We start from the raw sequence: 21269 nt of genomic DNA, 5'->3' as shown, positions 1-21269 counted from the left end.
TTTTGTCCGTTCCGGCCAAGCGAAAAAATGGGAAAACGCCTTCAAAGCGGGTGGTCGCGCCACGCTACCGGCTTTTGGCCGGAGACTTAGCTGCGACGGTGTGCGGGGCAAGCCCCCCAAATAAACCGCTATCGTGGGCGATAGCTTTTCGCTCGCTGGGGCGGCGAAATTTATTCGGCTCCCCCCTGCCTGCAAAATCCGCGTGGGCGCGTCTGTTTGCAGATGGGTTCAGCGACGCAAATTAGCAATTTCTTTGAAATAGAATTTACTCGCCTTACACCACTTTTAAATTTCTGCTATTCGCATAAATTTAAAAGCCTAAAACCGTCACGACCAGTGCCGAGTTTTCCATCCAAAGTTGACTGGGGGATCGGTAATAATCCGAATATTGTTATTATCGTTTTTCTTTGAATTCAATTACGCAAACGGCCAAATTTATTAATTATCTGGTCGATAATTTTCGGCTCAGCTGATTTACATTCGATCAATAAGTTTCTTCGGGCGTCGGCGGTACGGTTGGGGTGAAATCCGTGTCTGCTCTTTTTCACAACCTTAAAGAAGAAACGTTCAGCAGACTGACATTCATTTCCTCCGCCATTACCGGTTGTTTTACCGTACAGACATAAAACAATCTCGCAGGCATCAGCGGCCATTACGGAAGAGGGAAGTAGTAAATTCATGCAGAAAAGGCAGGCGGCGAATATGATTGTTTTCATATCAAATACCTTTATTGAGCGTGAGGGGGATTTAATTGTTTGTCTATCTGAATGTTTGCTTCATTTGATGGCGATGTACAGGTTTGAAGTAAATATCCCCCATCCGGCGAATATCGCCGTGAATATCTACGCTGACGATGATATCTACGCATTTAAGCACCTTGCGTAACAGCACGTCGAACGGGATGTTTTTACAGTCAGGATTTTCATAACAGCGGTCAATGATCCCTTCAATACACTCTTCGGGGCTGCCTGCGTGCAGGGAGGTGATAAGACCTTCATGCCCAGAACCGATAATTTTCAGCGCGTCCCATGCCTCCCGCCCACGAATTTCTGCCAGCAGAATTCGATCTGGATTCATTCGATAATTCGCTCTGATAAGTCTGCCGGGTGTGATAATCGCCTCGTCTCCGGCATCTGCCGGGTAAAACAAATGGACATAATTAGCGTGGTGGTAAAACCGTATTTCGGGATTATCTTCAATCGTGGTTAGCCTGAGATGTGGCGGAATATAGTGCAGTAACGTCTTCATATAGGTGGTTTTACCGGAGCCGGTTTCACCAACAATAAAGATCGTTTTACCGTACTCAACGGCCTTTTCGATAAAGTGGGGAATATCACCATTGTTATAGCATCGGGTCAGTTCATCATCTTTGCTTTCGTTTCTCTCCTTACCCGCTATCCGATTATAAAACCCGGCATCAATCCAGGACCGATGTGTTTTCTGCTCAAATGACGGTTTTCGCAGCGTAATCGATACGGTATTCCGCTCGCAGGCCGGGGGGATAATGGTCTGGACACGTTCACCTGATCCTAATGTAGCGGAAAGGATAGGGGAGGTATCATCGATGTTGTCCTCATTCCATGATGCCAGTGCTTTGGCAAACGCATGGCACTGACGCAAGGTAACCGGGGAATTATGCTTCTGCCATCGACCGTTTATTTTGGTGTGGATCTCTCCGGGACGGTTGATGGCGATTTCCGTCAGGCCTGCCAGTGGCAGAAATTCATCAAATAACTGGTTTTTCATAAAATCCAGCGACAGGTTTTCAGCGTTCATACCACCTCTTTTTTAGACGCAGTTGATAAACGGAAGAGAAATCGATATCCGTACCGGTCATGATGCCGATCACATCGCCCTGATTGAGGTACATCGTGGGCGGAATATTGATGCTGTTTTCTAAGGCTGTTTTCGCCATTTCTGACGCGGCAGCGCGGGTGTTTTCGGTGTAATCAGTATTGCGGTCTTTCCCCGGTGCTGAATCTGATGCAGCGGCGGCCACGTCCTGTACGGTGCTCAGCATCAACGCATTGCCGAATCGTTCCCAGAAATGGGTATCAATCCAGCCGCTAATCCCGGCTTCACCCAATGGACCAGTGGCTTCGGTATCCATCAGTGGGATTTGCAGGCTACCGGGTTCCGGTGTGCGTAATTCCGTCCAGATAACAAACATCCGGCTCCGGCCATGTTGCAGCGCCCCGGTGCGGTAGATGCCTCTGGCGACGGTTCCGGCAGGGAGCAACTTCACGTAATGGTTGGCGCTGTAGACATCTTCACCGATAAGGCACGAAATATGACCGCCTACGTCAGAGACAAAACGCCGCATCATTGAGCATGGAATATAACGATCAACCGGAAGGTAAAGATTGGGATCGAGACCCAGTCGCCTGACGCTGATCACTTTTGCAATACTAGAATTGGCGTCGTTAGCCTCTGTGCCAGACGTGGTTGCTGGTGTGTCTTTGCTCTGATTGCGTTGTGTGCCGGAAGGTGCCGTTGGTGAAGCCTGAGCATGACCGCTTGCGGAATCAACGGCACTATTTGACCCATCGGTCAGTGCCGCCGCCTTATTTAAAGCAGATGGCTCTGACGGTGGTGCAGCCTGTATTGGGTGATTATCTGTTGCGGTTTCCTGTTTGTCCTGGCCGAACAGGCCGAACGGATTGTTGTCCATGCCGAGGTTTTTACGCTCATGTTGCCCCGTACTGGCTGATGGCGGTGCTGGGGTTTCAACCGCCTTATCATCGCTTTGCTTTAATGCGACAAGGAAGCGATCTCCACCCAATGCCAGTGCAATCAGTGCGCCCAGACTCAGCAGGCTGACCAGCAGCGTCCGGCGGCTGGAGGCTTTTTTGAAGCGGGTCACTTCAGGTCGGCCGGGAGGTGTGTTTTGCTCTGGTGCCTGACTCGCCATCGCTGAACGGGCGCGTTCACGGGCTTCAGCCTCCAGCTCCGCCACGGTTTTTTCCGTTGTCTCTGAGTCTGCTTTATCAGTCATCTGGCCTCCAGTGTGACGACAGGTGAAACGGTGTCACCGCTGCTAACGGTGGCGTTGCCGAATGACGTATTCTCAATCCCGACTACCGAACCGCCATAGCGCAATACCAATTGTGGCGACATTGCCCGCACGACGACCACGGTGTAGTTTCCGTGTTTGGTTATGCGGGGTGTGACGGTCTGTTCTCGCCCGTTAACGACCCGGGAGATTGACGGAAGGATTTTGACGGGAGAAAAACCGAGATAGATAAAGCGGCCATCATCGTAAGTGAAATTAGGTGCAATGGACGCTGAACCGGCTGCGACTCGCTTGGTATAGAGCCAGTTGCGTGGCGTGGTAGCCTGCTCAAATGCTGTCGCTATCTGCTGCTTTTCCTGTGTTTCACGCAGGAGTTTCAGGCGATCTGCGCTGGCTGCCTCTGATTGCCTGCGCTCGTCATCTGGATAGCGAAAACGGATAATAAAGGCCTGAGAAGGCGAGTCATTTTCCAGCACGTTCAGTTCCAGACTGTAATCGCGCTTTGATGTCACGACAAAGAGATTGGTTCTCCACTCGCTCGCCGTTGGCAGAAACACTTTATTGACGTTGTTGCCATTATCATCGGTTACTGGTTGGGTAATAGGATTTGGGCTGACACCGACTCGATTATCGCTTTTTGTGACTTTCCAACCCTTCGGAAAACCCGCCTGCGCGTCGATGACCTCTTCATCGTCATCAAACAGGAGTGTGGTGAGGTAGCCGGGGCGGGTGTTGACGATAGTCGCATTTTGGCTGTTATAGGTGACATTCTGCATTCGGCTGTCATAGGTGCTGCTGCGCGGTATCGCCGCGCACCAGACTGTTGATGACATCAGAAGGAGCCACATGATAACTGTTGTTTTCAGCATTATTCACCCCTTAGTTCTTTATCGCGTTGGTAGCTGGTCACAATGAACCCCAGCGGGTTCACTTCTCGCTGGCTGTCTGTCAGTTGTTTGTGAGGGAGGTAGCGATAAGTCAGGCGAATGTTCCAGACATCTGCTTTAACCGAGTTATCGACAATGCGGCGGATAGTGCGCTTAATGCGTAGGGTTGCCAGATGGTCAGGATCTGTCGCGGTCGCGTGAACGTTGGAAATAATGTCGATAGACACGACATATTCCGCTTTATTGAAAATGATATCGGGTGCCTGATTGCTGTTAAACCCGTCGAGATAATCCCTGTTCACGCTGTCGCTATTGAATAACTGCACATCGTCGTAATCGCGCTGGAGAGCAAAATAGTTATAGCCCTCGCGGAGCCTGACGTAATGCGCTGCTAACGCCTGAGCCAGTGCTTTCTCTGTGGAAATACTCTGCTCTTTAATCCGGGTCATATATTCATAGCGCCCGGTCTGTTTATCCACCGACCATAATTCGATTTCGGTAGTTTTCAGCGGTAGCAGAATAATCAGTGCGGTGATCGCCATAGCGGCCAGAGCAAACCCTATGGCCGCTATTTGCCACGCCAGCTTTTTTTCCCGTTCATCCTTTTCCAGCAAGACAGATTCAAAGGTGCGGGATGACGCGATGACATTTTCTGTTTCAGACATGTTTTGTCAGCTCCTGAATAATCGCGGGAGAATTAACCGGTTGGGGATCGCCAGATACTGGCGGGAGATCGCGCTGACGCTGCGCGCAGCCCATGAGGACGCACAGCATCAGAAAGATGAGGCTGGATTTCATATCGATACCTGTGTTTGTCGAAGACAGAAATGCCATACCGGTGGCGGTTGCCACGGCACGCGGTGGAGAGACTGCGTTAGAAGGAGATTAGCGGTTACGCTGTTGGTTGAAGCGCTTCATACTATCGATAGAAGCCGCCCGTTTTTGCCATGCGGATAGGGCTTTGTTGGTGCCTGCGGCGATAAGTGAACCTGTTGCAGTAGCGGCGTTTACGCCCGCTTTTGCCGCTAGCCGGACACCCGCCGCCCCGGCTTTCATAGCGGGTTTCGCCGCGTCAGAAGACGGTTTTGTCAGCCCACGTAGACCGCCCATAGCGGCACCCTGTAGTGCGACCTGAACGGCGACGCCGCCTAATGCGTTCGCGATTTTTGCTGAAAACCAGATAATGACGCCAGAAATGACACCTGCAACGCAGCACTGAACGCCCAGTGTGATGATGTTGGCGCTATCTGCAAAATTAACCGCTTTATCTAACAGGCCATTAAGATAATTGATGACAATCCTGATGGATAACGCGGAAAACATAATCGTCAGGATCACTGTGAAGATAATTTTCAGCCAGTTGTTAAACATCGGAATAAGGAATCCATACAGCAGGCAGAAAATAAATAGCGGTGCAGTGGTGGTCATTAATACAATGATAATTCCGGCTAACAGGTTAACCGCCGAACCAAATAGCAAAGTGACGATTGCACCTCCCCAGACCAGAAGTTGGGCAATACCGCCGTTGAGCTTTACATAGGTGGAATCATCCTGCTGATAAAGCTTTTGTCCTATTGTTTGCGCTTTCGCCCAGACGGTATCCAGTAGCACCCAGACATTGTCATCCCCGCTGACGCCGTCAGTTAATCCGTTAATGGCTGAAATGGCTAAATCCAGCCAGCCATCGAGATTTAAAACGAATGTCATGATTAATAGCATTCGCCCGACATCCCATATGACATCTTCTACAGGTGTTTGGAGTTTTCCTGCCAGGGTTTGATAACCCCGATAAGTGACAAATAACGTGAAGGAGCTGACGGCGATAACACTTACCATATCGCCGTACACGGAGGTTTGTCCCCGCAGTACGGCATGTAAACCGTCAGTGATCGTGTTGTTCATTCCAACAAACATACCACCTGACATAGATGACCCCTTTAGTTCAAATCGGGAACCTTGGCATTTTCCTGACGGAGTTCAAATCGCGCTTCTCGCGCATTTTTGCAATCTTGGGAGTCATCACCGGATGATTCACACGCTTTATATCGCTGACTCATTTCATCCGGATGTTCTTTGTACCACTGCGTTGATTTCGGGTTGTCACACCCCGCCAGAAATAATGAGCCTAAAATAACCGGAAAAATGCAAAGTGACGTTTTCATTCTTACCCTCTCAATGATTAAAGTCAGGAATTGGGGAAGTGAGTTGTTGTTCATTGAATGCTTTTTGCCGCTGTTGAGTCAACAGCGCGGCGCGCTGTTCAGCCTGCTTGACTGACATTTCCCATTGGCTGGTTAATGCGTTCAATTGTACGCTTTTGGCTGCTACCGCGTTAGCCAGATCCTGTGACTCTTTCGAGTCTTTGGCGTTGGCTATGCGGTCGGATAAGTCTGATATATCGTTTAATGTGCTATTAATCTTGTTTTGGACATCGCTGGTATTCTCAATCGATACCGCCTGATTGAGGACAAGTTGTTTGCAACTTTCCAGATAACGTTGCGATGAACTGGACTGATTACAAATATCAAACGATTGATATTTTCTATATAAGCGTTGAAGGTCAGAAGAATAATAACCGCTTGGGTTGGTCAGCAGATCATCCAGTGAAATACCATTTTTACGCAGATGTTCGATATCATTTTTCAGGCTTTTCGCCTCGCGGAGAAATCCCTGAATATCCCGTATGCCTGTTGCGGTCGCTAATTGCTGCTTATAGGCATCAAGTTCGCTTTTATAGTGGGTGACTGTTTCCTGCCATTGCTGGAGTTTCTGTACCCATTGGTTAATCGACTCGGTATTACTGGCTGCATCAAACACAGGGATACCCGCGCTGAGTGCGTGTGTGGAAACCAATAGCGATAACGCCAGATACATCTTTCTGGTTTGCATGGTGATGACCTCCGAGGTGAATATCAGATAGCCTGGTTAAGGAACGTTTCTTTCCAGTCGGTGGGTGACATGCCTTCCTGATAAATGGCATCAAATATTTTCAGGTTGTCTTCACTGCCGCTCAGGATTTTGGTTATGTTTCCGAGACCCGATAAATCCATTCTTGCCATGGCGACAAACGGGCGAGTTTCACCAGCACGCAGTGGTGTTTTCAGGACGACCATATAGTGCTCGCTCGGATCAAGGTTACGAACCATGTCATAAACGCTTTCCGGGACTTTCATTTTCTCCACGTAATCCGCATGGCTGGCTTTGGGGTTAGCGAGAAAAATTTGGGTACTGCACTGCTCAATAATCGCCGGAGCGATGGGGTGCCTGACGATTTCATCGGGTGACTGAGTGGCGGGGATAAAAATGCCGTTCAGTTTGCGGATCACCTTGAGCATATTGAGGGAGAATTTAGAAAACTCGACATCAGCCAGCCATTTCCAGAATTCATCCATAAACATCACCAGTCGGCGACCATCCAGCAGGCTGGTGACGCGGTACAGCAGGTAAAAGGTGATCGGCCCGCGTATGTCGTCGTCATCCAGGAATTCCGTACCGTCGATACCAAAGTTATCAATATTGCTGATGTTGAACGTGTCCTCCTCGTTATCGAACACCCAGCCGAATTCTCCGCCCTGCGCCCACTGTTTCAGTCGTATACGCAGACCGTTAGTTCGGGCTTCTTTGGTCGGTGGTTCTGGCAATACTTCCAGCAATCGAGTAATACCATAGCGGCGATATTCCGGCGGGTAGTCCAGCATGATGGTGTCCACCGCGGTGCTGATACGCTCTTCATCGCGGGGATCGAGTGGTTTACCGTCACGACTGCACAGCATGCGGATCAGTCGCTTGATAACGCTGATATTTCGTCGAGTAGGAGCAAGTGAAAATGGGTTGAATCCGGTAGCGATACCGGTTCGGATACGAAAATAGCGACCTCCCATCTGGCGGATCGACATCTCCGCCGCTCTGTCTTTATCAAAGTAAACGGTGGTCAGCCGTTTGATGGTGGCAGAGGCGGCAAATGTCGCCGGATTGCGGTACTTTTGCATCAACTGTTTCATCATTGTCATCAGCAGGGTCTTTCCTGAACCGGTTTTACCGATGATGGCGGTATTCCCCGGCGTTTTCTCATTGAAGTCATTCCGTCCTGCCTGACTGTCATGCAGATTCAGATAGTAACCGCCCCCACCGGGGGATTTTAGGATAGCAATAGCTTCACCCCACGGATTGCCGTGGCGTTTATGGGGATGGAAGTTATGCATACTCCCCATATCTGCGTAGTTCTGGCTACTGATCACCACCAGACGGGGCCGCAACGCATAGACGCCGGGGAGTTGAGCCAGATAGGCGGCTGGTAACGACAACGTAGACAGGGATGTCATGATGCCGAGATCGTTAAAAGGCTGGGCCAGCGCATTGGTCTCCTTGACTACCTGATCGGCGCTGGCGGACGAAACCAGCAGCGAGAAGTGATACTTGCCGCAAGACACATGCCCAGACTGGAGCAGGTCGCGTAAGACGATCAATTCCTCACGCTGTGAAATGGCGTCATCGTCGGTTGCGTTCAGTCGTTTTTCCGCCAGTCGGATATGATTTTGCGCTTCATCCCGTGCCATACAGGTGAAAGACTGCGTCAGCACATACTCGCTTTCGGCATACAGCAGCGCATCGAGCAGGCCGGTATAGGTCTCAGGTGAATAGTCTTTAATTTCCAGACTGCGGAAGAAGCGAGAACCGCCGACCGTCTGACATTCGGCGGTATCGGTGGTAAAGAACACATCCGGTGTGCTGAGTGTGTGATAAAACGGTGTGCGCGTCATTGCCACGTTCTGCCATTTGCCCGTCATCAGGCGATGATAGAAAGCCAGTTGCGAAGAATAAACCCGACCTTTCTCCTCATAGAGGCCCAATGGCATTGCCACATAACGCGACAGGGCGGTGTAGATGGCTTCATGGTGCTCCAGCATCCTTTTCAATGCATCATCCAGCGCCGCTTTCTTTTTTCCGACAGGCTGCGTCTTCATGATTTTTTTCTCCAGCGTGGAGAAAGGGGCGTAACAGACGGTGAAAAACAGCCGATGTCGCCAGAGCGGTTTCTCTTGTAGTGACTGGTAATAGCGTTCCGTGACCCCATCCGAAAAGGGAATGCCCGAACTGGCCTCAAAGCCATCCTGATACTTTTCCCGTATGCGGTGAATATAGAAGGTGATCGGTAGCCCTTCATACGAGCGGATCAGGTTGTTAAGGTGGCTTGCCAGCAGTGTCAGGTGATGTTCGTCCTCACATTCAAACACAGTACCGTCCAATTCCCAGGTAGCGACTAAATCACCGGCGCGATTTCGTATTATGTGAGGGTGAATGTGGGAGGAGTAAGGAATGTATTTATCCAGCGTGATGCGCTCGTTTAATTTCATCTTAGCGGTAAACTCCGAAACATCGACGGCGTCATAGTGGCTTGCCAGCACGGCACGGGCACCGAAATGGCGATCCGTGGCAAATCGTCCACGGGTTTTAAAGGCCAGCCACAGCAGTCCGAAATAATGAATATCCGTTCGGGCCTTTGCCTTCATTTCCAGCCAGGCTGGGATTAATAACAAGGCAAGGTAATAGCTTGTGTAAACCGACAGCAGGACAATAGCCCCGCTGACGATCACGAACGGAACGAGAGGGATGCCCATAATGGCGGCAGGGCGGGTCAGTGCTTTGTTCAGGGTGGTCATCGGTTCCCCCTATGATGCCCAATAGGCACCAAAGCCTGATGCACCGACAATCAGGATGGCTCCGATAATGACGTTGCGCATGTCATGCAAGCTTTTACCGTCAAACAGCACTTTGTAACCTACCCACATGGTTGCCAGTGTGATCGTGACGGCGGCCAGCCCAAGCAAGCCGGTGGACGTATTACTCAGCGTGTCGTTGGCTTTATTAAATCCGCTCCCGGCTGCCAGTGTTTGGGTTGATATCAATAGGGAAGAAAACGCAGGCCAGTATTTACGTTTTTGCATCGTCATTTTTCCTCATTAATTACGGGTAGGGATACATCGCCGCGAAGGATGGCGTCGGGATAGTGCAAGGAGACCAAAACCGGTTTGGCTTTATCGGTAAGCTCACCGCGCAGGACGGTGGGCGGATAATGAGTCTCTGAAGTGGATTGGCTGGTGGTACTGCGCTTGAGATCTTCCCGCGTTGACGGGACAGCATAGTCAATACGCTGGATGTAACTGGTTTGGTTAAAGGCAGATTCTGGCTGCTGACCCGTATCGAAATTGCCGGAATAGTAACAACTGAGTGCTCTTTTCAGCGTGCCGCCTCGCTGGTAGCAGTCGGTAAGGATGCGCTCGAAAATGGACAGATTGATGCAGGGGTCTAACAAGTCATGGGCCGTCACGCCATAATGCCGGAAGTTGGTGCTGGTGATTTGCATCAGACCGACCGAATAGCGGCGACCTTTTTCCTTTACCCGGTTGATGGTGTTGACGGCAGCTTGCTTGCTGGTGGGCTGATGAGAAATGACACCTACGCTATCGGGCGCTCTTTCTTCCTTCGGCACAATCTCAGCGACAGCGTAAGGATTAAAGCTGGATTCCACTTTAGCTACATCAAACGCTGTGGAGGGGTGAATCGTGGCGGCACACTGCATGGCCGCCGCCAGAAAGGCAGTGGTGGAAAGCATGGTTGCCTCGGTAAAAAGTCGAGCCACACGTAGTCATCAGGCTGGCGGTGGCTGGGGAGAGGTGTGAGAGGGTTGAGTGTTAATCGTGCTGGGGGGCCTGCGGCGTATCGCTATCATCCTTGGGTTCAAGGAGCACCAACTTACCTGAGACAGCAATACCGGGTGTCAGTACGATGTTCAGTCCGGGTTTGCCGTTATGAGCGAACGCCACGCCGACTTTTGTCCAGTACGTGTTCTTTTCTCTGCTGGCATCGGGTTGGCTTTCCTGCGTGACAAACACGTGATAGGTAGGTTTTCTCATGCTATTTCCTTTAATAAAAAATAATGGTGAGTTAACTACATCGATCACATCCCGATTCTGCATTCCGGTTTCAACGGGTCAGCGAGAACATTCAGCGGCACCCTGAATTGTGGTTGCGTGACAGCCCGATTCGCATTGTTAAAGAGCAATACTCGCCCCGGACGAATAAACGTCCATAAAGCTCGTCAGTGGAAGGTGACGCGATTAGCGTGCGATATCGGCGTTAGGAAGAGAATGAAAAAATCAAAAAGAGAATGAGAGAGAAAATGAATAGCGTGGTAATTATTTCGAATGGATTAGTTGGGTTGGATTTTAACTAGTGCTTTGTAGCCCATGGGAATACCTAATCTGACAGACAGCGTTGCGCCGGAAGCGGCATTGCTTAGCATCGCTGTGTATTAATCAAAGGGGAACTGGTCAGATTGCCTAGATATCAGAGCCAAAGTTTGCGGAGTGGGTAAGGAAGAATTGTAAAAATCGTTGTAAACTATAACATCGCTTTCAGGACTAAATATCAGATGTTTTTCTGTATGCTGAAAAGCTATGTGACAAACCTGTGTGACATAGCCTACGGGAAAAAACATGATTTTTATTCATATCTCATTAGAAATAAAGAAAAAATCCCTATGTTCTTTTTTCGTTTCTCTAATGACACGTATGTGTAATTAATATATACGCAGTGTGACACTATAATGCTTATGACCATTCCAGCCCTTTTAAAAAAAACTGGCCCCATTCTTAGTTCAAAGCTGTGTGATCTCATGTGTGCAGAGGGCACCTTAACTCGAGAAACTGCACGACAACACATATCACGAGCGGTGAAGGCCAAAACCGTGCATTGCCTGAAAGAAATGTTTCCTCGTCGAGAGCATTTTTTATATCTGCCAGCACAATTTGGCTCATCGCAGTACTGGAGTTCTCTCACTGGTAGTCTTCAGGCTACTCGCTCTGCTTATGGATACGCACTGGGGGCATTAAGTGCACGTGGAGGCGTGGTTCCTGTTAGGCATTTCCCAGCAGCATGTGGGGCACCAAAGCATATGAGAAAAAGGCTATCCTATGACACCGTGAGAGAAGAGCTTTTAAAACAGGACTTGGTTAAAATCGTAACAATTCCTGGTTGCGGTGAGTGTGTTGCATTACGGGAAAAGCATGATGAGAACCTTGTTGCTATAAGAGGAGAGGTTAGAGCGCGACTTATAACAGAGTCTGTTTTGATCAAACATGTAGCTCAATGGATTAAAAATCTGGGGATAGGCAGTTATGACAAGGTCAGGACCAGAGATAACGATTTATCAGCGCCCGAAGTTACAAGGTTCCAGTTTGATATTTCTTCGCCAAGTTATTTGTCTCCCATATTGACATTAAAAAAGACAGGAGAAATCATGCCCGGTTTTGTAGCCTGCGATGTTTTACTCAATGGCAAGCTTGAGCTAATACACGTGAGCCCCTTCATTAATAAATGTCGCTCTATTAACAGTTTATCTAAAACAGGACGTACCTTATTCATATTTGTATCTGAAAATTATACTCTCGAAGCATTCCAAGCTTTGAAAAATGAAGGGGTTATACCTGCAACTGTTGATAACTTATTTGGGCAGGACACCGCCGATGCTCTTATTATGTTAAAAGATCTTTTCCAGTGGATTACGAATTCAGACGATATTGTTAATAACATCGATAATATAATGTCACGACTTTCGAATATTGAAGGGGTATTACCTCAACTCCAAGGCGATTTATTCGAATATCTAGTCGCTCAATCACAGAGAGATTTTGGGCAAGTTGAGATAGGTAAATTATGTAAAGATGATAATAGTAAACCTGCTGACTGTGACGTACTGGTTAAACATGGGCAAAGATCAGTAACCTTTATCGAATGCAAGGGTTACAAACCCTATTCTGAAGTTCTGCATAAGGATGTTATACACTGGATGCATGATCAGGTCTCTGTTTTTTATAAACATGCAATACGAGAGTATCCAGGTCTACAAGTAAAAGTGGAGTTATGGACTACTGGTAAGCTGAGTTTCGAATCGAAGAAAGCTATAGATAAATTCATACAAAACAATGAAATTCGCAACCGTTACGAAATAAAAATTCGTGAGGCAGATAATGTGCATGATAAATTCTTAGAAACTTGTGATAAATCACTTATTAAAGTTTTTGAGCGGCACTTTTTGGATCCGATAGAAAAAAAAGATTATCGACGGCCAAGGCCCAGAAAACTTGCCACCTGTTTTTTCCCAGATGATGAGCCATTCTAACGTAGTTTTGTCAAAAAGATATAGCGAACATCATGCGATTTCTTCTTGGCGAATGTACTATCATGGGTAAAAAAACAGTTAGTCATACGAAATTTATTTCGCTGCATGTACTATTACTCATTGTCTGTTGATACAGCGGCCTTAGCTGCGGCAACATATGTAGTAAACTCATACTCAACTTCATCAATAACCTGGTCAAAAGTTATGCACCTAATTTTATAATCACCTGCTCTTAGATTTTTCGTTCTCCAAGCAAGACGTTCCTTTTGGTCGTCATCAAGATACTCATCACGCCCTATTACAAGGATGAATTCAGCTTCAAATTTGTTCGCAGACCCAAAATGAGCTCGAAAATCGTCAGTTTTTTCTGCATCTTTGAGTACCCGTATCCAGTCAATGATTTGGCTTGCACCATGCTCAAACCGTGCGGACCAGTCATAATAAGGTGCACGCCCCAGCAGTCCATTATATTGGTCTGGCTTTCGCTCAACGAAAATGCTTTTCGGGCTAGCATTCTCAATTTCAATAAAGCAGAATTTTCTTTTTCTGGAATCACAAACCGCAAAATCACAACGTAGTTTATCAAGTATCCAGTATTCTGAAGCTATCAAGTCTGGTTTGTTCACCCCACCAAATGCTGATGCAATAATAGAAATATGATTTGGTGCTGCCTTAAAAGCAGGAGAAAGATGCTTATTTTCCTCTAATGATATACCTTTTCCTTTTTGAAGTAACTTTTCAAGATTAGTGAATTCAGTCGCCAATTTGTTCGCATCAAATTCAAATTGATGAAATCCCTTCATTTTATTTCCTTAATGAATTTTGATAAGTCATCTCTGGTTACTATATCAATCAGTTCAATTCGATTTTTTTCTACATTTCTGAAAATTAAACGATAGCTACTAGATATTTTAGTAACCCATAACTGAGGCTCTGTAGTACCAATTAATTTGTGAGACTGTTCTAAAATTGAATTTATTCCCTCGTTTTCTAGTCTTTTCAATCTTTTAGAAAGAATGAGTGATAATCGCTTATCTAATAAGTCTATTTTCCTTTCAAATCTAGAGGTCGTGGATATATTGTTTAACATGTTATCTACCTTGAATTCATTGTTAAATGGTTGTGTGCAAAGTATAAAAAACAATGAACGAAAAAATAAGTATATCACCGATATATACAATGATGATAGTAATCATGTCAACATACACCATGTTCGCCCCATCTATTCTTAATAGATTTTCCGACATATGAGTAAATTTAGGTGTATATCTAACGTCCGCTTCACGCCCTGAGACATTCGACAAGCTTCAGTAAGACCGTCAAGACGATTACCCAGTAGCGTAAATTTTGATCCCGTTCGAGTTGAAAGCTGCGCTACCATTAAAAACAATCGCAACACTTTTAACAGGTCTAGTCAGGCCGACATACAACTTGGCGCGTGAATCATTGGTGAGTTCTGAATTATTATCCTGAAACCACTGCAGCATGGGGTCGGTAGGATAGATGAGCACACGTTCAAATGTCAGGCCTTTAGATGTGCCGAAGGTAAAGACAGGATACCGTTCATCCACGGTACGCCTCTTATCCCAGCGCAACTGCACGGGTGTATAAATTTCCAGGTAGTGATTAAGTAATTTTGCAGGTAACAGAAAGACACCGTCATGGCCTGACAACTCACGTACGTTAGAGGCTGAAGGGGAAAAGGTAGGATAGAGTTTATTGGCAAAATCATTGATTTCATGAAAGCATCGGAAGTTCTCATTCAGCATTTTGTCATCAATGGTGATCCCTGGTGCCTTGTCATCAAAGAAATTCACTATCGCTGCTTTCTTGTATTTTGCATTTTTTTCGGTATTGACAGTACTGTAAGTTGCCTGACGTGGGTCCCCAACAAGAGTGATTTTTATAGGGGAACTGAACAGAGTCTGAAGAAGTTCAAGATCGTATCCGGCAAGGTCCTGAATCTCATCCACATAAATCTCATCAAAACACGACGCCATTCGAGCGATGACTTTTCCGCTCGACTTCTCATCACAGCGAAGAGAGAGTTTGGCCATTTTATCGGAGTAAAGCTTAAAATCAGAACTGAAATAGTGCTGCCTGAAATCTTTCTCCCCCCAGTAGGTGGGTCTCCCCGCTACCTTATAAGGCTTTACACCGGATTTGCTGCTGCAAAGGAGCATACCTTTGATGTCATAGTCAAATAAACACCCCTGATAGGGTTTAATCCAGTGTTTAATCAGAAACGAAAACCAGGTGATTACATACAGATTAGGTGGGACACATCCATTCTCTTTAATGATTTTGACATTTATTTCATCCCGGCAGGCTTCGGTGAACGTGGTAATCAGAATACGTTTGCCTGAAGTGGCTGCCTTTAATGCTTCACTGACCACAAAGGTGCTTTTACCTGCTCCAGCAGAGGCGATGATGACTTTGTTCATTTGATCGCATCCAGAATGTACTGCGGATACTGTACGCTGAGCGCCGCAGTATTCGTATAGTTAAATATCTTCAATGCGCAATCTGTTTTATTCGCACACATGTAAATGCGTAAATCATCATCAGAAGTATGTGCAGTCCCTAAAATGGTATTAAGGTTTGCCCTACTGTTTGCTTTCAGCAATTTAGGCTCAAGCGTATTGTAATTGTATTTTTTTGTACCTATCATCAGCGTACCAGTATCAATAATCGGGTCAACACAGATATCAATGTGTGCTTTTTTATTCGCACCCAGATAGGCGTTGTATTTTTTCTGGATTGCGACAATATCGCCATCATTGTCCGTTACGATACGGGTGGGTTTGTCGATAATCGCTGCTATTTCCAGAAATCTCAGAAACGAAATCCCCACTGAAATGACTTCGATCCCGTCCTCAACGGGCAATCGTCCATGGTTCGCATCCATGTATGCCTTCTGAACAACAAGCTCGTCCGAATCGCCTTCAACCAGAATTGCTTTCTTACACAGAACCATTCGAAGCGTGTCGTAGCCCGCAACCTTTTCAAAAAATTCTTTCGTGCTCGGTGTTAACGAAGCCAGCTTGGTCGTCTTGCGGTTCGAGAGAAAAATCAGATCACCAAGACCGAGTTTGTTCGCAACGAAACTACTGTGAGTCGTAATGATGATCTGTTTACCTTCACAGTTGTCTTTGATGGTCTTGATGAGCAGATTAAGTTTGGTGTGAGACAGGTTATTTTCGGGCTCTTCAATCAGAATGACATTCGACTCTTTCGCTTTATTGTGCGAGAGCGCCAAATTGGTCTTCACAATGCTTTGCTCGCCCTTTCCAATGTAGTTAAACGGAACATCATCTAGGCATGTAATCAGACTTGATTCCCATGCTTTTTGAGAGGAAAGCTCAACCGAGATAGTGACCTTTTTACTGGTGATCTTGCTTGCACTGATAATTTTCTTATTGATGGTTTCGATAGACTTGTCTGATATGAAGGCTTCTTTCATCTTACGGTGCGACTGAGAAACGCTAATGACCTCATCATCCGTCAGCAAATCCTTGATTATTCTGCTGATGTAAACATCTGACCCATTGTTGCCTCTGGCCGAGGATGAATCGATAAATGCAGACTTGAGGGGGATGTTACGTGATAAAAGTGAGTCCCTGCTGAAGCTTTTCCACTCAATATCGTAATACTCGATAGGCAACGTTTTGATATCACCTGCTTTCAAGAGTGCCTCATAGGCAGCTTTATAGTCCTCGTTAAACTTGATTTTGAATACAACTCCCACTGAGGATGACTTCAGGCAATTACCATCTCCCTCTAGGAAAACTGTGTCAGGAGTTTTTTGGAAATGGAGCTCAACGAATAGCGCTGGTGGTGGCAGTCTGGCTGCGGTTGCAAGGCTGGCTAAATATTCCTTCACCAATTGATCGTTAAAGAGATATTGGCTGATGTTGTTCTTGACTGGTTTCCCCGCATACAACCCCGTCAAACCCAAATTGATAGCCTCAAGGATGGTACTTTTCCCCGCTTCATTATCGCCTACGATAATGTTCACTGACTCATTGAACTCGATGCAGAATCGGTCTTTGAAACCCTTAAATCCCTCAAGAATTAACTTTGTAATAACCATTAACATCTCCATCACATGTTATGCGCAATCAATTCAGGAAAATATACTTGATGAAAAGTGGATAGGTATTTATGGCGGAAAGTTCAATATCAACTGAGCGATTGAGCTGTTCCCTGTTGATTAAAATACGCCAATTTTAGTAATGCCTCTATTGGTTGTTAGGATAATTGTGAGCTTCTGCTCGTTGACGACTGTTGGGTTCTAACACGGAACCTTGCCAGAACAAGGCTGAGGCAATACCGATAAGTAATAATGATGCTGGCTTCCTGCCCAGTTATTCATTGCTTAGAATACGAATAGTGACTTATTCAGATAATAAAAATCGTGCAGAGAAGATAACTTCTCTGCACGGGTGTCATCTACTATCAGCGTTGATGACGCTCAAGAATGGTTTGGCATTCCGTACAGGTTGTCACGCCCGGCAGGGTTTGCCGTCGCTGCTCGGGAATGGGTTCACCGCACAAACGACAGTAATATAATGAGGGTGTGGTTGCTGGCTTAAAACGATTCTGTTCAATCATCTCTTCCAGGCGTTGCTCATTAAATTCCTGATCGCGATCGATCTCATCTGGCATGCGATGTCCTCCTGTTCAGTGATTCTTTTTCACAAAGGGTGATACGGTTCCAGACGGCGGTCAGGGAAGGTCCTTTTTCCCTAGAGGACAACGATTCAGTGACCTGCATCATGGCTTCTAGTGCGTCAGGTGTATCAAGGTTTTCAGAGCAGTTCTTTTTCCATGACAGCCAGATTTCGGCATCGACAGCTTCATCTGGAATAGGCGTTCGGCCATAAGGGATGGTGACACCCAGCAACCGGCGGCGAGTGCAGACCTCATTTGAGGTGAGACCAAAAAAATGATTCAGGAGTGCAATAGACCCTCCCAATCTGATGGCACGATTAATCTGTCGCTGGCGTTGCGCCTCTTGGCGGGACAACGCCAGAATCTGTTGTAGAACGTCGTGACGAACAGTGATCGACATAAACTGCGCGGATGCCCGGCTGACGATAAACAGTTCGTCGAGGGACAGCTGATTGAGGACATTCAATTCGTCGAATGTGAATCCTAACGTTTCACAATAACGAAAATTGCCTTCCTTAAGCGCGGCAAGGGCGTTTGTTAACACCGCGTAATTCAGTGAGGGGAACATAATGTTGTATCTCCCTTCAGCGCGTTAAGCGGTTAGCTAATTTGAGGTTAATCCAGTCGTCAATTTCAGATTCCAGCCAGGCGACGCTGGCTGGCCCAATCTTTATTGAAGAGGGAAAGGTGCCTTCTTTCATGTACAGGTAGATTTGCGAGCGTTTCAGACCGGTTTTTACTTCCACTTGTTTCAGACGTAATAACTGATGAGCTGTCATAAATACCTCCAGTGCAGAAATGGGATATGCCCGGAGATAACAAAAAAACACAGCAAGGGAAGGAGTGAAAGTTGAAGAGCCCGTATTACGGACACCACAATCCTTAATACGGGTTTTTAGATTGAAGCGTGTAATGTCATTTTAATTGGGTGCCTAAGCGGACGTCGGTGAACCACGCTCAAGCGCCGTTTTTAACGTATCGCCACTGAATCGATCGGTCATGCCTTCGTCTGATGCCCACTGTTCAAAGATGGACAGAAGCTTATAAGGTTGCCTGATTAATGGGCTGATAGACTCATTGTTTTTACAGGCAAGCCAGAACAGTCTGGATAATGGCGTGGATATACGTGTTGAGGCGGGCTGAGAGGTATCGTTTTTGGCGGGCAAGCTAATTAATTTCTCAAGTTCGGTATGTTTGATGACAAAACAGGCATCCTTTGGCAAATCATGAATCGGAAAATATTCTCTATGGCTATACTGCTTTGTTTTCTGGTATGGGATTTTTTCAGTAATATGTGATGCAATATTTTTAGGAAGTCTCATGGTTTGCTGTTTTATCCTTTCGCGATACCTGATTTTCTCAAATATTTGAAAGTGATCGTCGCCGATATTGACAGTAAGACCATAGTTAACGTGATTTTCTCCGATTACGGGTAGTGGAATGCCCAGAGATCTGGCTAATAAACGTTGAACCAGAACGTATTCATAGCCGATAAGCGTTGTATCAATCACTTGTTGAGTGGGGTAAGTATATTTTCCCTCGGTGGTGACGATTAAGTTTCTGTTATTGATGAAACAGTTTTTTTCGAGAATACATAGCTGGTTAATCAAATGATTGCCTATAGGCTTAAGCTTTGCCTTAGCATTTGATGTTTTGATTCTTCGTAAGATTACTGGAGATTGGAAGTAGATCGAAAGGTTGATATCTCCGTATAAGGCATGGCGATAAATATCAGCTTCTGTTAACGGTGAGTTTCTTATCTGAGCCGCGATGACTATGGCTTCTGGTATCGTAATCCAGCTAAATTCATCACTCGTGGTATTAAATATCCTATTTTTCGTTATCATGATTCATCTCCTTTATATGAAAATGATATATTGCATAGGTGGCTAACGTTTCCTTATGCAGCCATGACGTATAGATAGGATTCTGAAAATGAGGAATAGGATTAGTGAGGGGTTGTTGGGATAACGATGACGTTATTGATCGCTTTTCGCTGGCCGTCACAAAAAATGTCTAAATTAGGAAGCCATCACCAAACTAGCTATCTCGCTCATGTCGATTGTTACTCCACGCGTTGCCGATTTTATTCAGATCAACACAGTCAAAGCTCTGTATCAAAAAAGAAGGGGCATACCCTGAATCAGGCATATCAATTGGTTCGAGGTAATTAACGAACCAATTGATGATGCGGAATGGTTGAATCGAATGGAGACCAGAATGTTATTCCCTGATGGTTGGCGATTAAGCCCAGCAAGTGATCTAATTGTTTTTATGACGAATTTCTCGCGGAATGCGTTGCCCTTGTGAGTCGAAATAACGATTCGGCCAGATTTCACTCGCTGGAATGCCCAGTGCGTCGGCGATCAGTCGTTCACCTTTCGGCCAAGGTCGGTTTAGTGCATTTGCAAGCGTTGATGAACTAAGACCCGCCTCACGTGATACGGCTGCTAACGTCGTCTTTCGTTTGCGCAGGGCTGCAATGATGTCGGCAGGATGCCAGTCCATTCGTTGTTCCTGTTGTTCAATGTCCATACTTCCTCCTCTTGGATTAAAACTTTACTTCTTCCAGTAAACTATATCTTTATTATGGGTGAAAAAACAACCAAAAATAAAGATAAAATTTATTTAGGAAAGAAATGCTTTAAGAAAGGCTTGCTGAGAGAAGTGATAATCAGTCTATGTTGATCAGTACCCTGGATAACACCGTGATTGGTAAGCGATTAAGACTAGCCCGAGTGAACAAGGGATTAAAGCAGGCAGAGCTCGGTTGTCTGGCTGGTCTGGATGAGGAAACAGCAAGCTCTCGTGTGAGCCAATATGAAAGAGAAGTCAGTGCGCCAGATTTTGGGCTGGTTTCTCGGTTCGCTACAGTGCTGGATGTTCCTGAAGCGTATTTCTATGCTGTTGATGACGATCTCGCCACCTTAATCTTACAGTATCACCGTTTCAAGAAAGCCAACCCAAACTCCACGCTGCTCATCACACCTCAGTAAGGTTGGTGCCCTAATGCGTCTGGTGTTCAATTTCTGTGCGTTTACCCTTCTAAATTTAATTATTCCTACTCTCAATGAATTAAATCTTCATTTTTGATTTTAAAATAACCAAAAATAAATTTTAAATTTACTGGGTAAAGAACCACTTCAAGAGAGGTATAGCGGGAACGGCGATAATCGGCTTATGTTAATCTGCGAAGCAGGTAATTCCGTGATTGGTAAACGATTAAGACTGGCGCGAGTGAATGCAGGATTAAAACAGGTCGAGCTCGGTTGTCTCGCTGGACTGGATGAAGAGACGTCGAGTTCCCGCGTAAGCCAATATGAAAGGGAAGTCAGTTCGCCGGATTTTGGTCTGGTTTGCCGGTTTGCGGCAGTGCTGGATGTGCCGGAAGCCTATTTTTATGCTGTCGATGAGGATCTCGCAACGCTAATCTTGCAGTACCATCGTTATAAGAAAAGTAACCCTAATTCTACGTTGTTGATTACCCCGCAATAGACACTCATTCATGTATCCG

At 46.2% G+C, this 21269-nt stretch carries 25 protein-coding genes; 3 read left to right on the top strand and 22 right to left on the bottom strand.

Annotation, left to right across the window (positions count from 1 at the left end; all coding sequences use genetic code 11):
- Positions 1 to 413: 413 nt before the first annotated feature.
- The 13 genes from NXT09_RS20125 to NXT09_RS20065 all read right to left on the bottom strand — a co-directional run bounded on the left by NXT09_RS20125 (position 414) and on the right by NXT09_RS20065 (position 10814).
- The gene (locus NXT09_RS20125; RefSeq protein ID WP_268580976.1) at positions 414 to 716 is read right to left on the bottom strand and encodes a conjugal transfer protein; all 303 of its coding nucleotides are present in this window, start codon (positions 714 to 716) and stop codon (positions 414 to 416) included.
- A 43-nt stretch (positions 717 to 759) separates the two neighbouring features.
- Positions 760 to 1776, bottom strand: a complete 1017-nt coding sequence (gene virB11 / locus NXT09_RS20120; RefSeq protein WP_268580975.1) for a P-type DNA transfer ATPase VirB11 — start codon at positions 1774 to 1776, stop codon at positions 760 to 762.
- Positions 1766 to 2995 carry a VirB10/TraB/TrbI family type IV secretion system protein gene (gene virB10 / locus NXT09_RS20115; protein WP_268580974.1) on the bottom strand — a complete coding sequence of 410 codons (1230 nt, stop codon included), beginning with the start codon at positions 2993 to 2995 and terminating at the stop codon, positions 1766 to 1768. Before virB10 ends, virB11 begins: the two co-directional genes overlap by 11 nt.
- Complete coding sequence (virB9, locus tag NXT09_RS20110; RefSeq protein ID WP_268580973.1) at positions 2992 to 3882, bottom strand: P-type conjugative transfer protein VirB9; 891 nt, start codon at positions 3880 to 3882, stop codon at positions 2992 to 2994. The genes virB10 and virB9 overlap by 4 nt, the downstream gene beginning before the upstream one ends.
- Complete coding sequence (locus NXT09_RS20105) at positions 3882 to 4565, bottom strand: VirB8 family type IV secretion system protein (RefSeq protein WP_268580972.1); 684 nt, start codon at positions 4563 to 4565, stop codon at positions 3882 to 3884. Before NXT09_RS20105 ends, virB9 begins: the two co-directional genes overlap by 1 nt.
- Positions 4558 to 4698 (bottom strand): hypothetical protein, encoded by a 141-nt coding sequence (locus NXT09_RS20100; RefSeq protein WP_191089097.1) that lies wholly within the window; start codon positions 4696 to 4698, stop codon positions 4558 to 4560. Before NXT09_RS20100 ends, NXT09_RS20105 begins: the two co-directional genes overlap by 8 nt.
- An 87-nt stretch (positions 4699 to 4785) precedes the next feature.
- Positions 4786 to 5826: a TrbL/VirB6 family protein gene (locus NXT09_RS20095; RefSeq protein WP_268580971.1), complete on the bottom strand. Its 1041-nt coding sequence runs from the start codon at positions 5824 to 5826 to the stop codon at positions 4786 to 4788.
- Positions 5827 to 5837: 11 nt separating this feature from the next.
- Positions 5838 to 6062 (bottom strand): EexN family lipoprotein, encoded by a 225-nt coding sequence (locus tag NXT09_RS20090; protein ID WP_033071191.1) that lies wholly within the window; start codon positions 6060 to 6062, stop codon positions 5838 to 5840.
- A gap of 10 nt (positions 6063 to 6072) precedes the next feature.
- A complete protein-coding gene (locus NXT09_RS20085) occupies positions 6073 to 6789 on the bottom strand; it encodes a TrbJ/VirB5 family protein (RefSeq protein ID WP_024108957.1) in 717 nt (238 codons plus the stop codon).
- Positions 6790 to 6812: 23 nt separating this feature from the next.
- On the bottom strand, positions 6813 to 9560 hold the full coding sequence (locus NXT09_RS20080) for a VirB4 family type IV secretion/conjugal transfer ATPase (RefSeq protein WP_268580970.1): 2748 nt from the start codon (positions 9558 to 9560) through the stop codon (positions 6813 to 6815).
- Between the two features lie 9 nt (positions 9561 to 9569).
- On the bottom strand, positions 9570 to 9851 hold the full coding sequence (locus NXT09_RS20075; protein ID WP_107332632.1) for a TrbC/VirB2 family protein: 282 nt from the start codon (positions 9849 to 9851) through the stop codon (positions 9570 to 9572).
- Positions 9848 to 10513: a lytic transglycosylase domain-containing protein gene (locus NXT09_RS20070; RefSeq protein ID WP_268580969.1), complete on the bottom strand. Its 666-nt coding sequence runs from the start codon at positions 10511 to 10513 to the stop codon at positions 9848 to 9850. The genes NXT09_RS20075 and NXT09_RS20070 overlap by 4 nt, the downstream gene beginning before the upstream one ends.
- Positions 10514 to 10592: 79 nt before the next feature.
- Positions 10593 to 10814 carry a hypothetical protein gene (locus tag NXT09_RS20065; protein ID WP_268580968.1) on the bottom strand — a complete coding sequence of 74 codons (222 nt, stop codon included), beginning with the start codon at positions 10812 to 10814 and terminating at the stop codon, positions 10593 to 10595.
- A 692-nt stretch (positions 10815 to 11506) separates the two neighbouring features.
- On the opposite strand from NXT09_RS20065, the gene NXT09_RS20060 reads away from it, so the two are divergent.
- Positions 11507 to 13081, top strand: a complete 1575-nt coding sequence (locus tag NXT09_RS20060; RefSeq protein ID WP_268580967.1) for a hypothetical protein — start codon at positions 11507 to 11509, stop codon at positions 13079 to 13081.
- 113 nt (positions 13082 to 13194) lie between these two features.
- Here NXT09_RS20060 and NXT09_RS20055 read toward each other — a convergent pair whose 3' ends face one another.
- From NXT09_RS20055 to NXT09_RS20015, 9 genes are all read right to left on the bottom strand, one after another.
- On the bottom strand, positions 13195 to 13884 hold the full coding sequence (locus tag NXT09_RS20055) for a Shedu anti-phage system protein SduA domain-containing protein (protein ID WP_268580966.1): 690 nt from the start codon (positions 13882 to 13884) through the stop codon (positions 13195 to 13197).
- Positions 13881 to 14171: a hypothetical protein gene (locus tag NXT09_RS20050; RefSeq protein ID WP_268580965.1), complete on the bottom strand. Its 291-nt coding sequence runs from the start codon at positions 14169 to 14171 to the stop codon at positions 13881 to 13883. The genes NXT09_RS20055 and NXT09_RS20050 overlap by 4 nt, the downstream gene beginning before the upstream one ends.
- A gap of 238 nt (positions 14172 to 14409) precedes the next feature.
- Positions 14410 to 15525: a UvrD-helicase domain-containing protein gene (locus tag NXT09_RS20045; protein ID WP_268580964.1), complete on the bottom strand. Its 1116-nt coding sequence runs from the start codon at positions 15523 to 15525 to the stop codon at positions 14410 to 14412.
- Positions 15522 to 17174, bottom strand: coding sequence for an ATP-dependent nuclease (locus NXT09_RS20040; RefSeq protein ID WP_268580963.1), 1653 nt, complete (start codon positions 17172 to 17174; stop codon positions 15522 to 15524). Before NXT09_RS20040 ends, NXT09_RS20045 begins: the two co-directional genes overlap by 4 nt.
- A 365-nt stretch (positions 17175 to 17539) precedes the next feature.
- On the bottom strand, positions 17540 to 17749 hold the full coding sequence (locus tag NXT09_RS20035; RefSeq protein ID WP_268580962.1) for a TraR/DksA family transcriptional regulator: 210 nt from the start codon (positions 17747 to 17749) through the stop codon (positions 17540 to 17542).
- Positions 17739 to 18323 (bottom strand): DUF2857 domain-containing protein, encoded by a 585-nt coding sequence (locus NXT09_RS20030; protein WP_268580961.1) that lies wholly within the window; start codon positions 18321 to 18323, stop codon positions 17739 to 17741. The genes NXT09_RS20035 and NXT09_RS20030 overlap by 11 nt, the downstream gene beginning before the upstream one ends.
- A 16-nt stretch (positions 18324 to 18339) precedes the next feature.
- Positions 18340 to 18534 (bottom strand): AlpA family transcriptional regulator, encoded by a 195-nt coding sequence (locus NXT09_RS20025; RefSeq protein ID WP_024108950.1) that lies wholly within the window; start codon positions 18532 to 18534, stop codon positions 18340 to 18342.
- Positions 18535 to 18687: 153 nt separating this feature from the next.
- On the bottom strand, positions 18688 to 19602 hold the full coding sequence (locus NXT09_RS20020; RefSeq protein ID WP_268580960.1) for a hypothetical protein: 915 nt from the start codon (positions 19600 to 19602) through the stop codon (positions 18688 to 18690).
- A gap of 415 nt (positions 19603 to 20017) precedes the next feature.
- A complete protein-coding gene (locus NXT09_RS20015; RefSeq protein WP_306417552.1) occupies positions 20018 to 20290 on the bottom strand; it encodes a helix-turn-helix domain-containing protein in 273 nt (90 codons plus the stop codon).
- A gap of 146 nt (positions 20291 to 20436) precedes the next feature.
- Here NXT09_RS20015 and NXT09_RS20010 point away from each other — a divergent pair, with 146 nt between their 5' ends.
- Complete coding sequence (locus tag NXT09_RS20010; protein ID WP_268580959.1) at positions 20437 to 20751, top strand: helix-turn-helix domain-containing protein; 315 nt, start codon at positions 20437 to 20439, stop codon at positions 20749 to 20751.
- Between the two features lie 184 nt (positions 20752 to 20935).
- Positions 20936 to 21250, top strand: coding sequence for a helix-turn-helix domain-containing protein (locus NXT09_RS20005; RefSeq protein WP_039551213.1), 315 nt, complete (start codon positions 20936 to 20938; stop codon positions 21248 to 21250).
- The last annotated feature ends 19 nt before the right edge of the window (positions 21251 to 21269 follow it).

Source organism: Pectobacterium jejuense, from assembly GCF_026800125.1.
Taxonomy (GTDB): Bacteria; Pseudomonadota; Gammaproteobacteria; order Enterobacterales; family Enterobacteriaceae; genus Pectobacterium; species Pectobacterium jejuense.
This window is presented reverse-complemented; position numbering and strand designations above follow the sequence as displayed.